This window comes from Paenibacillus ottowii (genome assembly GCF_050516475.1).
Classification (GTDB): domain Bacteria; phylum Bacillota; class Bacilli; order Paenibacillales; family Paenibacillaceae; genus Paenibacillus; species Paenibacillus ottowii.
The window spans coordinates 3,269,610-3,281,995 of sequence record NZ_CP191577.1; the positions used below are offsets into that span (position 1 = coordinate 3,269,610).

The 12,386-nt window shown below is 46.4% G+C and carries 11 protein-coding genes; 6 read left to right on the plus strand and 5 right to left on the minus strand.

Annotated elements, in window-relative coordinates; genetic code table 11:
- Positions 1 to 20 precede the first annotated feature (20 nt).
- The 3 genes from ACQQ6X_RS15200 (at position 21) to ACQQ6X_RS15210 (ending at position 2,738) form a co-directional block, all read left to right on the plus strand.
- A complete protein-coding gene (locus ACQQ6X_RS15200; protein WP_063207532.1) occupies positions 21 to 497 on the plus strand; it encodes a DsrE/DsrF/DrsH-like family protein in 477 nt (158 codons plus the stop codon).
- Positions 498 to 632: 135 nt separating this feature from the next.
- A complete protein-coding gene (locus ACQQ6X_RS15205) occupies positions 633 to 2,141 on the plus strand; it encodes an aminotransferase class V-fold PLP-dependent enzyme (protein ID WP_305166015.1) in 1,509 nt (502 codons plus the stop codon).
- An 81-nt stretch (positions 2,142 to 2,222) separates the two neighbouring features.
- A complete protein-coding gene (locus tag ACQQ6X_RS15210; protein ID WP_305166140.1) occupies positions 2,223 to 2,738 on the plus strand; it encodes a DUF1036 domain-containing protein in 516 nt (171 codons plus the stop codon).
- Positions 2,739 to 2,864: 126 nt separating this feature from the next.
- Here the strand turns inward: ACQQ6X_RS15210 and ACQQ6X_RS15215 are convergent, their stop codons facing one another.
- Positions 2,865 to 3,917 carry an LLM class flavin-dependent oxidoreductase gene (locus tag ACQQ6X_RS15215; protein WP_305166016.1) on the minus strand — a complete coding sequence of 351 codons (1,053 nt, stop codon included), beginning with the start codon at positions 3,915 to 3,917 and terminating at the stop codon, positions 2,865 to 2,867.
- Positions 3,918 to 4,168: 251 nt separating this feature from the next.
- On the opposite strand from ACQQ6X_RS15215, the gene ACQQ6X_RS15220 reads away from it, so the two are divergent.
- Positions 4,169 to 4,924, plus strand: a complete 756-nt coding sequence (locus ACQQ6X_RS15220) for an AIM24 family protein (RefSeq protein ID WP_305166017.1) — start codon at positions 4,169 to 4,171, stop codon at positions 4,922 to 4,924.
- Between the two features lie 133 nt (positions 4,925 to 5,057).
- Here the strand turns inward: ACQQ6X_RS15220 and ACQQ6X_RS15225 are convergent, their stop codons facing one another.
- Complete coding sequence (locus ACQQ6X_RS15225; protein ID WP_305166018.1) at positions 5,058 to 5,399, minus strand: zinc ribbon domain-containing protein YjdM; 342 nt, start codon at positions 5,397 to 5,399, stop codon at positions 5,058 to 5,060.
- Positions 5,400 to 5,599: 200 nt separating this feature from the next.
- On the minus strand, positions 5,600 to 6,466 hold the full coding sequence (locus ACQQ6X_RS15230; protein WP_305166019.1) for an SDR family oxidoreductase: 867 nt from the start codon (positions 6,464 to 6,466) through the stop codon (positions 5,600 to 5,602).
- Between the two features lie 148 nt (positions 6,467 to 6,614).
- Here ACQQ6X_RS15230 and ACQQ6X_RS15235 point away from each other — a divergent pair, with 148 nt between their 5' ends.
- Together ACQQ6X_RS15235 and ACQQ6X_RS15240 are read left to right on the plus strand one after the other, a co-directional pair.
- Positions 6,615 to 7,505 (plus strand): diacylglycerol/lipid kinase family protein, encoded by an 891-nt coding sequence (locus ACQQ6X_RS15235; RefSeq protein ID WP_305166020.1) that lies wholly within the window; start codon positions 6,615 to 6,617, stop codon positions 7,503 to 7,505.
- A gap of 192 nt (positions 7,506 to 7,697) precedes the next feature.
- Positions 7,698 to 8,039: a DUF3243 domain-containing protein gene (locus ACQQ6X_RS15240; RefSeq protein WP_305166021.1), complete on the plus strand. Its 342-nt coding sequence runs from the start codon at positions 7,698 to 7,700 to the stop codon at positions 8,037 to 8,039.
- 187 nt (positions 8,040 to 8,226) lie between these two features.
- Here ACQQ6X_RS15240 and ACQQ6X_RS15245 read toward each other — a convergent pair whose 3' ends face one another.
- Positions 8,227 to 10,224 (minus strand): PTS fructose transporter subunit IIABC, encoded by a 1,998-nt coding sequence (locus ACQQ6X_RS15245; RefSeq protein ID WP_305166022.1) that lies wholly within the window; start codon positions 10,222 to 10,224, stop codon positions 8,227 to 8,229.
- A gap of 169 nt (positions 10,225 to 10,393) precedes the next feature.
- Positions 10,394 to 12,346, minus strand: coding sequence for a BglG family transcription antiterminator (locus tag ACQQ6X_RS15250; protein ID WP_305166023.1), 1,953 nt, complete (start codon positions 12,344 to 12,346; stop codon positions 10,394 to 10,396).
- Positions 12,347 to 12,386: the final 40 nt, after the last annotated feature.

Here is a 12,386-nt window from a genome sequence, read left to right on the forward strand (position 1 = left end):
GGTAATGGAGGCGGAAGATTATGAACAAAAGAATGAATCTGCTGATGTTCAGCGGCGATTATGATAAAGCAATGGCTGGACTGATTTTGGCCAATACAGCTCGGGAGCTGGATGTCGAGGTTACGATGTTTTTTGCGTTCTGGGGATTATCATTGGTTCGTGATCCCGATAAAATGACGCTTGAGGACAAGACCCTTTACGAGAAACTGATGGATTTGATGACTCCCAAAGGGCCTGAATCCATGCCGTTGTCCCATATGAATTTTAGCGGTCTGGGCAAGCTGATGCTGACGGAAATGCTGGAAGACAATGAGGCACCGAAGCTGATTCATTTCCTGAAAGGAGCCCGGAAGAAAAACGTCAAATTTTATGCCTGCAAGCTATCGGTGGATATTATGGGCTTTAAACCGGAGGAATTCATACCTGAACTGGAAATTATCGAGGCCAAAACGTATCTGAAGGATGCGCTCGAATCAGATATGCAGCTTTTTATCTAATATATACTCATGCCTTATCCTGCTGTTGGATAAGGCTTTTCATTTTGACTAAATGATGACATTCGCCCATTTTTTTTAACCTATTCTGGCCTACCTACGTACCCTAAGAAGACAGAACGACTTGGGAGGCGCCGTATGCTCATGGCTCGAATCGGAAGTAATAACTGTAGGTATCAGCCTTCTAACGAGGCTCATTTCCAAAAGTATCGTGAAAATACAATCGGTTATCACCAGACCTTTGAAACTCCATATGGGCTTAAACAGCTGATTTATGCGGATTGGGCAGCCAGCGGTCGTCTGTATGGACCCATCGAGTCGAAAATAGCTTATGAATTAGGTCCATTCGTGGCGAACACGCATACGGAGTCTAATTTGACAGGCACTTTGATGACCCAAGCCTATGAAAAGGCGAAACAAATCATTAAGAACCACGTTCATGCCAACGAACATGATATCATCCTATTCGCCGGGTCGGGGATGACAGGTGCGGTGAACAAGCTTCAACGACTATTAGGATTGAAAATACATGAAAAATTAACCCCCCTCTACCCCATCGCCGAAAAAGAACGCCCCGTTATTTTCGTTACTCACATGGAACATCATTCCAATCATATTTCCTGGGCAGAAACCATGGGAGAGGTGGTGTGTATCCCTCCGGGTGCTGATGGAATGGTCGATCCAGCTCATCTTGAACGACTGCTGCTTCAATTTAGGCATCGCCCGATCAAGATTGGTGCTTTTACCGCCTGCTCCAATGTTACAGGCTTCGAAGTGCCGATTCACCAGCTATCCCGCAAAATGCATGAACATGGCGGCGTATGCTTTGTTGATTTTTCAGCAAGCGCACCTTATACGGAAATCGACATGCATCCTACAGATCCCCTTGAGAAACTGGACGGGATTGTATTTTCTCCTCACAAGTTTCTTGGTGGCCCCGGCACAAGCGGCGTTCTCATCATGGATTCGCGGCTGTGTCTCAATTATGCTCCCGATCAGCCTGGAGGTGGCACCGTTAGTTGGACCAACCCCTGGGGTGGATACGAGTATAAAAATAGTATTGAAGCCCGTGAGGATGGAGGGACACCCCCTTTTTTACAGGCTGTTCGAACCGCACTCTGTATTCAGTTGAAGGAACAAATGGGATACAACCGCATATCGGAGCGTAAAAAGGAGCTGACCTCATTATTGCTAAAAGGCATGAGCACCATACCCGGTCTGCACATTTTGGGGGGAAGCAGCCAAGATCGGCTGGGAATCGTTTCTTTCGTTGTCGGCCATATTCACTATAACCTGATTGTAAAACTGCTAAATGACCGGTTTGGCATTCAGGTCCGAGGCGGCTGTTCATGTGCCGGCCCCTATGGACATTATTTACTCGGCATCGACCAGCAATCATCTAAGCAAATGACAGACCTAATCCACGTGGGAGACTTATCACGGAAACCAGGCTGGGTGCGTCTATCGCTCCATCCCATGATGACGAATCAGGAAGTCTCCTATATGGTCTCCGCCATACGGGCTATCGTGGAAAACATTAGGGTCTGGCAAAAAGATTATACCTATCAACCGCAATCAAACGAATGGCAATCTATGAATGAACATAACAAAATAGACATCGGCAAATGGTTTAGTTTTAGCGGTTAAAAGACTTCTGACCGTTCCCTTCTCTCAAAATCCTCATAGGATACACTGTAAGATTACTATATGAGGAAAGAAGTGACGACAATGGGTCTTAATTTTCGTAACAGTACCAATGCCGCTATCTATATTGCTTACGCTTATCCAAACTCCAGCTGTAGTCCTGTTAACTATGCCAAGATTGGCTGGTATCGTGTAGATCCTGGGCAGACAATAGAGGTTTGGAGTGGATATGCCGGAGGCAACACGTTCTATTACTATGCCGAAAGTAGCTTTGGACGCACATGGTCGGGTTCCTATTTTACCCAGCTCCCTAGCCAGGCCTTCCATTGGTGTTGGAACGTAGGATGTACAACCTGTAGAAATTTGGGTATGCGGCGGATTCCTATAAGTTCAATCTACGCAAATTACACCATTAACCTGATTACCAGCACTAGCCAAAGCGCACCTCAAGCTGGGAATACCCGTTTAGCCTTGCCTTCCAAACAAAGCACAAAGGACTCCTTAATCGTTAGAATACCTAGAAAGGCTAAAAAACTAAAACAAGGAAAACCTTTATCATCCAAACGTATTGCCGTACCCACAAAGCTGAGAAAGAAATGATGTAGATTTCCTAAAAGGCAATATTGCAGGAGATCTAAAGCAGAACTATTTTTTATATTAAAAGGAGCGACCTTATCGCTTATGGTCTGCTCCTTTCTCTTTCGTCTATGCTGAGGCAATCCACGTTTATTTGCTATCAGATTCCCACTTGGATATCTCCTCACGAACCCGTGGCGCTACCTCGGTTCCCAATAGCTCAATAGCTCTCATGACATCATCATGCGGCATCGTGCCGACAGGAACGTGCAACAGAAAACGTGTAACGCCTACCTGCTTGCGGAGGTGAATGATTTTATTAGCAACCGTATCGGGATCGCCTACATACAATGCCCCCTCAAAGCTGCGCGCAGCATCGAAGCTGGAACGAGTGTAAGGACCCCACCCGCGTTCACGCCCAAGCACATTCATGCTCTGCTGCGTGGAGGGGAAAAACTTTTCCGCTGCAAGCTCGGTCGTTTCCGCGATAAAACCATGGGAGTGGGACGCAACCGGAAGCAGCGATGCATCATGACCTGCGTGCTTAGCTGCCTTTTTGTACAGCTCCACCAAGGGTGCAAACTGCATCGGGCTGCCTCCAATAATAGCAAGCACCAGCGGCAATCCAAGCAAGCCCGCACGAACCACAGATTCCTGATTACCTCCACTTCCGATCCATACAGGCAAAGAATTTTGCACCGGGCGCGGATACACGCCTAAATTGTTGATTGCGGGCCGATGCCCGCCTTTCCAGGTGACTTTCTCAGATTCCCGTATTTTCAATAAAAGTTCCAGCTTTTCATCAAACAACTCATCGTAGTTATCGAGGTCATATCCAAACAACGGGAACGATTCGATAAAAGAACCTCGGCCTGCCATAATCTCAGCTCGTCCATTCGAAATACCATCCAGTGTAGCAAAGTCCTGAAACACACGCACCGGGTCATCCGATGAAAGCACCGTCACCGCACTGGTTAGGCGAATTCGTTGGGTCTGTGCCGCCGCCGCAGCCAGTATAACCGCCGGAGCAGATGCGGCATAATCTTTACGATGATGCTCCCCCACGCCGTAAACATCCAGCCCTACCTGATCAGCGAGCACAATTTCCTCGACCACTTCACGTATCCGTTGTGCGTGACTGATGACCTCACCGGTTTGGGGATCCGGCGTTGTTTCTACAAATGTGCTTATACCTATTTCCACTTATCCTACCCCCTATTGTATATGTTTCGTTCTCATTCGGTCGTCGTTGAAGCAAATCATTTTAAAAACCGATATCTTTATATTGAACCTTTTTTGCATCTTTTTCAAGCTTTCCTTTTCCAAGTCTGAAAATCAGGCGAGAGAAGTGCCAAGATCCGCCGCAGGAAAAGAATTCTCTCTGTCGAATATGGTATGGAATAAAGAAGATGGCTATCCCCACACCACGAAAACAACAAGGAGGCACTTACACTATGGCTTTTGTTATTAATAATTTAAAGGATAACAACAATGTTGCCATCACTGACCAATTAGGCGGATTCACGGTACTGGAATACATAGCAGATTTAAGCTGCACCTCGGTTGCGGCTGCGAAAGACAATTACTATATGAGCAAAAGTAACATGCGCCGCAAGCAGCTCATGATCGAAATCAATAATAGTGAGATTATGATGAGAGCGGGAGCGATGCAATATACTGTGGGCGACATGGAAATGACTACGGGTATAAAAGGCGTTGGGGGCCTAATGCGAAACTTGGTGTCCGGTGCTGTAACAGGGACAGGTGCCGTTAAACCGCACTATAAAGGTACAGGGACCATTATGTTGGAGCCTACCTATCAATATATTTGGCTTATTGATGTCGATCATGATGACATTGCCATCGAAGATGGATTGTTTTTAGCTTGTGACACCACGCTCGACATATCCGTTGTTGCACGCAGTAATCTTTCCTCTGCTGCACTGGGCGGAGAAGGGTTATTTAATTTAAGCGCCCGCGGAAAAGGAGTGCTGGCACTTCAAGCGCCGATTCCTTCCGAGGAGGCGGTCGTTATCGAATTGCAAAATGATGTGCTAAAGGTGGATGGAAACTTTGCCCTTATGTGGTCCAACACCCTACAGTTCACCGTCGAAAAATCGGGAAAAACCAAACTGGGCTCGGCTGCTTCCGGCGAGGGACTGGTTAATGTATACAGGGGAACAGGAACCGTATGGCTAGCACCATTGTGACACCTCTGTGGGTCTGAGCGTTGGAAATCCAATAACGCCAAATGCTAATAAAAAAGGAGAAGCCGAGGGCTTCTCCTTTTTTATCCTCATGGAGCTGAACAGTTGGAACTGAACAGTTTCTCTGCTATACACTTTAATTCTTTTTGACAAACTCCGATTTTAGCTTCATTGCTCCAAAACCATCAATTTTGCAATCAATATCGTGGTCACCTTCCACCAGACGGATGTTTTTCACTTTGGTGCCAATTTTCAAAACGGAAGAGCTTCCCTTCACTTTAAGGTCTTTAATGACGGTAACAGAGTCGCCATCCTTCAGAATGTTACCATTCGCATCTTTGACGACTTTGACATCTTCGCTGCTATTAGCGTCTGACTCGGCAGACCACTCATGAGCGCATTCCGGGCAAATGAACAGACTGCGGTCCTCATAAGTGTACTCTGAATTACACTCAGGACAATTTGGTAAATTAGACATCGTATTATGTACCCCATTCATTTTCAAATTCTACTGCTGTGCTCTCATCTTCTTTTAAATAGATCAAGCTTGTCTCCAAGCCTACCTTGGAGTTTCAGTTCCCTACAAGTATATTGGATAATCAACAATGATTCCACTCATGAATATAACTAAAAGGATGCCAACCTTTCTAGGCAGCATCCGTTTTTAAGATACGTTTATTATGCTTGGATTTGCTTAACCAGTTCACTAATTCCTTGCTTAAGCGGCGTCAGCGGACGCTTCAACAGCTTCTCGAAGTCATTGCTTACGACATCCAAGGCTCCTTCGCGAATCGCTTGTTGAATGCCGACCACAATAGGGATGGCACCTTCCGGGACTCCCGCACCGAGCATAATCTCGGCATACGCAGCATCGTCCACCTGCTGTACAGGGACATCTTTACCCAGGACCTCAGCAAGTATCGCTGCAAACTCTTCTTGAGTTATCGGCTTACCAGAAAGCTCGTAGATTGTATTCTCATGCCCTTCGCCAGACAACACAGCTGCAGCGGCTTTCGCATAATCGGCGCGGGCAGCCCAACCCACTTTGCCGGACCCTGCTGAAGTTAGCCATGGAGCTCCCGCAAGTACAGATTGGATCGTGCCTGCTTCATTCTCAAGATACCAATTATTACGCAAGAAGGAGTAAGGAATACCCGACTCGCGAATGAACTCCTCCGTAATACGATGTACGGGTGCAAGGAATAGAGTGCTGTCAGCGGCATTGGCCGCACTGGTATACACGATGAAGCCTACTCCCGCACGCACAGCAGCATCTACAGCTGCTTTATGCTGACGAATTCTAGTATCATTATCCCCGTCTGCAGATATAATCAACAGCCGATCTACACCGGCAAATGCTTGATCGAGTGTTTCTGGCTTATCAAAATCGCCATGACGAACGTCAACACCACGATTACGTAACCCTTCTGCCTTTTCCGGATTTCTTACGCTAACAATAAGATCTTTTACCGGGATAGATGCAAGCAACGTATCTACCACAATGGAACCCAGTTGCCCTGTTGCTCCTGTTAATGCGATTTTCATACGAAATCCTCCATTCAGTATTTTATTTACTTTTATATAGTAACTAAAAATATGATACATGTCTAATTTAGAGTCTAAAGGTATGCTTTTCGGGTAAGGGTTGGTAACCTTGGTAACCCAACCCCTTCCTAAAGAGAGGAATATGTATATGAAGAATGCTATGGTCATTGTAAATCCCTCTTCCGGCAAAGAAGAATCGCTCCAACATGTCAGAAACGTAGAAGACATTCTATATGAGCAAGGATACATCGTTACAGTCAAAGAGACGGCACAAGAACTCGATGCCACCCGTTTTTGCATCACTGCATGTCAGGAGGCTTATGATCTTGTCGTTTCCCTCGGTGGAGATGGCACGCTTCACGAAACCATTAACGGTTTCATGGGTCAAGATCACCGTCCAAAACTGGGGGTCATCCCTCTTGGGACCGTCAATGATTTTGCCCGTGCCCTACAAATTCCACTAAGTCCCGAACTGGCGATCCGTGCACTCACTTCTACTCGCGTGAAAGCCGTGGATATGGGGCTCTTAAACGGACGAATGTTTGCCAATGTTGTTGCCACTGGTTCGCTTGCCGAATCGCTATCCGCTGTATCGTCAGACGATAAATCCACACTTGGCACATTGGCCTATTTTAAAGAAGGCATGAAAGAACTGATCAACCATCCTGCCCATCCGCTTATCGTCCGCTACGATGATAAGATCTGGGAAGGCCCATCTCCACTCTTTCTTGCCGCTCTAACCAACTCAGTTGGCGGATTCGAGAAACTGGCGCCCGGGGCTGCTGTTGACGATGGCCTGCTTCACTGCTTTATTTTCAAAAACCTCAATATATTGAACACGATGACAGCCGGCATATCCTTATTTTTAGGCAACCTGAAGGATCATAAAGATGTCGTTTACTTTACCGCAAAGCATGTAAGTGTCCGTTCCACAGCATCGGTCAGTACGAATGTAGATGGTGAGGAAGGACCATCTTTGCCTATCGAGCTGGGTATTTTACCGCGTCATATCGAGGTGATTGTGCCTGAGAAGACCTAAGTAGTACAGTGCCCGTCCTCAGACCTTGAGGCTTACATTCGCTCCATTTTCCTCATAGATTAAATAGGTAAGTTGTACATAGTTGACCTGCATTCTGCTTCTCACCCTTTTCGTCTTGGTTAGCTGGGGTAAGTACTACTGTACCGTAAGCAGCCCTTATTCCTAGAAAACAATCTTGAGGAGGCGTTAGAAATGGCAGAGCACAATCATGTTGTAAATAAGGAAGGCGAAGTGGCCTTGAACAAGGTAGATGACGCACTAAATCGGATAGATGACAGCAAAAAGGATGACATTTTGGGCAGCTTTGATTCATTCAAAAATTATTTGAGCGACAAAATTGAAATGGCTCAAAAAATCGGATTGAATGAAGAAGTAATGGCAAAAGCAGCGGAGAAGATCGCGGGATATCTGGCAGCCAAGGAAGAACCGCGAAACAGCGAAGAGAAGCTTCTTCAGGAATTATGGAAGGTAGGGGACAAAGAGCAGCAGCACGCGCTTGCTCATATGCTAGTACGCGTGGCTCGATCCTCATAGGAATAGATAATGTATGAAAAATAATATCTTACCATAAAAGAGCAGTCTATCCTCAGATGAGGGTAGACTGCTCTTTCGTTAATGACCGTTAGAGCGCGTTCCGCTAGTGTTAGCACTAACTAAGTTCTGTTCTTGCTATCACTTTCGGGAACCTCTTTTCTTGGATAAGAGTTCTTCACACAGGGAATTAATGTACCTGACCCAACAATTCATATGCATCTTCCTTTGTAGTAACTGCCAGAAGCGCCTCTCTAAAATGATCGTCCATCAGCTTACGGGACAGCATTTGCAGCACCTTGAGATGTGCATTATCCTTGCTATTACGCGGAACAGCAATCATGAAGATCAGTTTCGCTTCACTTCCGTCCAGGCTTTTCCAGTCTACTCCGCTCCGCTTCACTCCAAAGACCACGCTTGGCTTCAGAACAGCTTCTGATTTGCCGTGAGGGATGGCAATATTCATTCCAATGCCTGTGGAGCTTTCCTTCTCTCGATCCAATATGGCCTGTTTAAAATCACCGACAGAGCTTACGGCTCCAGTTCTCTCAAGGGCTCCGATCATTTCATCAATCACGGCATCCTGGGTCGTTCCTTCCAGGTCCAGATTAATTAGATCCATCGTTACAATATCTGTCAACTTCTCAATGTGAATCGCTTGCGAAGATACTTCCTGCTCGTTATTTACAGTTGGTGAAACTGATGGGGCGGCGGCAGTTGTAGTCATCGTAGATTGTTCCGTTACTGCCGCAGAATTTTCAGATATCGCCTCTCCAGCAACAACCGGATTGGCCGTTGTAATATCTCTTTTCAGCAGGCTCACCAGAAGAACCGAGACAGCTGCGCCGACAATAACGGCGATGAAGAACATCAACACATGGTCTACTGCACCAAGGACGGCTACAATCGGTCCACCATGTGCTACCTTATCTCCTACATTCCCAAGCATCGCAATGACCGAACCGACCATGGACCCTGCCATGATGCTGGGAATAACCCGCAATGGATCTTGTGCTGCGAAAGGAATCGCCCCTTCAGTAATACCGAATAGCCCCATCGTAAATGTCGCCTTCCCAGCTTCACGTTCCGCTGGTGCAAATTTACGTTTGTTGATCATTGCTGCAAGCCCCATGCTAATCGGTGGAATACAAATGGCAACGGCGATCGGTCCCATAATTTCGTAATTTCCTTCACCAATCATAGCCGAGCCGAATAAAAATGCTACTTTATTGACCGGCCCCCCCATATCGAAGGAGATCATCGCTCCTAAAATCAGTGCCAATAGAATTGAACTTGTACCTTGCATACCTGCAAGCCAACCTGTTAAAGCTTCAAACAAATGTGCGACTGGAGAACCGATTATAAAGACAAAGATTAATCCTACAATTAAAGATGACAACACAGGGATAATGATAATAGGCATGATCGGCTGTAACGCTCGCCCAACCTTCAATTTCCGAATACCCAGTGCAACATAACCCGCCAGGAAACCAGCGATAATTCCGCCAATAAATCCGGCCCCCGCTTCACTTCCATAAAAACTGCCGTTCGCAGCAATGAATCCGCCAACCATACCAGGTGCAAGCCCCGGTCTATCCGCAATACTCATCGCAATGAATCCAGCGAGGATGGGTATCATAAAGGTAAACGAAGCCGAACCGATATTCTGAACGATCTTCCAAAATGAACCGTCCGGTATCACTAGACCGCCTGGTGTCTTCTCACCACCAATCGTCAACGCAATGGCAATAAGCAAGCCCCCGATGACGATGAAAGGTACCATATAGGATACACCATTCATTAAGTGGCGGTAGATAGGATTTTGCTTTGGTTTGTTCTCTTGTGAGCTAGCATCGGAGGCACGTGACTCTGCCTGGTACACAGGCACATTCCCCTTCATCACCCGCTGGATCAATTCTTCCGGACGACGAATCCCATCCTGTACTCCGACGACCAGCAGTTTCTTGCCGACGAAGCGATCTTTGACCACCGTCTTATCCGCTGCAATAATAATGCCATCCGCTTCACGGATCTCCTGCTCAGTTAGTTGATTCTCCACTCCAATGGAGCCTTGTGTCTCGACCTTCATCTCGATCCCCAGCTTTGCTGCTGCCTTTTGCAGATTCTCAGCTGCCATATACGTATGTGCAATTCCGTTAGGACATGAGGTAATCGCTAATATCTTCATAGTCATTCCCCTTCTCTCTGATGTTTCCGCTTACATTAATAGTATAATCGCCTTTTTGGCTGTTATCGGGCGAACTTTTTACCGGAACTTTCGGAAAAACAGAATAATAACGGCAAAAAAACAGGACTTATCTATAAGCCCTGTTCCAAAATAATGCTTTAAATTTAGTTTATCCCTTTAGCTTTCCTAATAGTCTCATTGCATCGGTCTCCTTAGATAAGGCATGAACTAGAGCTGGCTGCTCACTGATTAGGGACAATTCCTTAAATAACTGGCGCATTTCTTCCCGCCCATCCTGTTTTACCGCAAGCAAGAACACAAGCTCCACCTTCTCGGTTCCCCAAATAAGTGGTTTCTTTAAAGTAGCAATTACAATGGAAGATTGTCTTATCCACTCAGAGCCGCCATGCGGGATGGCTATGCCTCCTCCAATCGTCGTAGCTGACATTTTCTCTCGCGCCAATACACTGTCCACATAACCTGTCTCCACATATCCCTTGTCCTCCAGTATTTGCGCCAGCTTGGAAATCAATTGTTCCGGATGCTGCACTTCTTGCTGGGGATAGACTAAAAAAGGTGTTGTGTACTTAAAAAATACAGATTCTTCTGCCGCTCTAGATTCCGGCTCATCCAGTCGTCTGATCACTTGCTCCAGTTGGCGCTCATCCTTGGCCTCCAGTAATGGAGAGACCAGAATGTGGGGAACGCTCAGCTCTGGGAGAGCTACGGTTGTAATGATGAGATCCACCTCCTGGGTTGCCAGATAGTCCTTGACTTCTGCCTTCGAAAGGGTTGTCTCCACATGTACAGCCGGAAACTTACGTTCCACCTTTGTGCGCAGCAGCTGGGACATACCGATGCCCATGTGACACACGATGATGGCCCGCTGAGGATGGCTCTCCTTCTGGTGAAGCCGCTCCACAGAAGCCTGAAAATGTAGCGTTAAATAAGCAGCTTCCTCCTCGGGGAACGATAACCGGATCAACTTCCCTACCTCTTCCAGCGTAATAATAACCCGGTCGAACATGTAAGGGTACATCTTCTTGATCTCAGCCAGCATAGGATTGGATACCGTCAACCCATACTGAAGCCGATTCAGGGTCGTATATAAATGGACTTGCAACCCTTTGAGCAACATCTTATCCTTGGAAAAGTCAATCATATTCAGCTCCGACATCCGCCGGATTAGCTGCTCAATCATTTCAGACAAAAGCGGGTGACTATCGGCCAGATCACTATATTTCCCCTTTCTATCCTCTTGCTGATAACGGAACTTTCCGCCCAGCAAATGCAGGGTTAGATAGGCTGTTTCTTCCTTGGAAAAAGGTACAGAAAACAGCTTTTGCAGCTGCTGTAAAAACGAAGTAGCCCATGTAAATTCAACTTTCTCCTGCAAAAAGGCAATGTCTTGCTCGGGGAGAGAGATAGGCTGCCCCAGCTTGGTTCGTTTGACCATTAAGAGAATATGGAGCATTAGACCCTCAAAAGTTTCGTCCGTAAAGCTGAGTTCGTGATGTTTTTGAAATGCTTTTAATTCATGACTAATGGTCGCAATCTCGTGCGGTTCAAACTGCTTGCGCATCATCTGTCCCGTTAACTCAGGACTATCAATCAGCTGGTTCATCCGTGCCAAAGCGATCCGCTTGTTTTTCTCTGTGCCTTGAATGGTCAAGCCTACGCGCTGCTTGGTAACCAGGGCAAGATCAAAGCTGTGCAGCCAGTCATCAATCCTTTCCATATCTCTCCGGATCACCGTTTTGTTCACATAATACTGGGAGGCCAAATCTTGTATAGTTACAGGCTTGGCATCCATTAAGAGTCTATAGGCGAGATGCAGCATCCTCTCCTCATCCGATTCATGCTGGGCTGTACGATCGCCTGCATACAGTCGGTGGAATAAATCAGCCTGCTCCGCTTCACTAATCTCCAAATAAATGCCGCGCCCCGGTCTTCTCACCAGATTGGCATTAGAGTGCTTGACTAGATATTCTTCAATTACTTTTAGATCGTTTCGGATCGTCTTTTCAGAGCAATCCGTTTGATCAGCCAAATCCTGCACTAACCAGAGCCGGCTCGATTCAGTTAACAACTTGCGGAAAATTTCTACTTGCCTTTGGTTCATTCCAATCTCCTATCTTCCAAAATAAAGAATGTTCGGCATA

What these genes read in the sequence shown, in the direction of transcription:
- ACQQ6X_RS15200 (WP_063207532.1), top strand. Translation starts at nt 21, where the DNA reads ATGAACAAAAGAATGAATCTGCTGATGTTCAGCGGCGATTATGATAAA.
- ACQQ6X_RS15205 (WP_305166015.1), top strand. Translation starts at nt 633, where the DNA reads ATGCTCATGGCTCGAATCGGAAGTAATAACTGTAGGTATCAGCCTTCT.
- ACQQ6X_RS15210 (WP_305166140.1), top strand. Translation starts at nt 2,223, where the DNA reads ATGGGTCTTAATTTTCGTAACAGTACCAATGCCGCTATCTATATTGCT.
- ACQQ6X_RS15220 (WP_305166017.1), top strand. Translation starts at nt 4,169, where the DNA reads ATGGCTTTTGTTATTAATAATTTAAAGGATAACAACAATGTTGCCATC.
- ACQQ6X_RS15225 (WP_305166018.1), bottom strand. Translation starts at nt 5,399, where the DNA reads ATGTCTAATTTACCAAATTGTCCTGAGTGTAATTCAGAGTACACTTAT.
- ACQQ6X_RS15230 (WP_305166019.1), bottom strand. Translation starts at nt 6,466, where the DNA reads ATGAAAATCGCATTAACAGGAGCAACAGGGCAACTGGGTTCCATTGTG.
- ACQQ6X_RS15235 (WP_305166020.1), top strand. Translation starts at nt 6,615, where the DNA reads ATGAAGAATGCTATGGTCATTGTAAATCCCTCTTCCGGCAAAGAAGAA.
- ACQQ6X_RS15240 (WP_305166021.1), top strand. Translation starts at nt 7,698, where the DNA reads ATGGCAGAGCACAATCATGTTGTAAATAAGGAAGGCGAAGTGGCCTTG.
- ACQQ6X_RS15245 (WP_305166022.1), bottom strand. Translation starts at nt 10,224, where the DNA reads ATGAAGATATTAGCGATTACCTCATGTCCTAACGGAATTGCACATACG.
- ACQQ6X_RS15250 (WP_305166023.1), bottom strand. Translation starts at nt 12,346, where the DNA reads ATGAACCAAAGGCAAGTAGAAATTTTCCGCAAGTTGTTAACTGAATCG.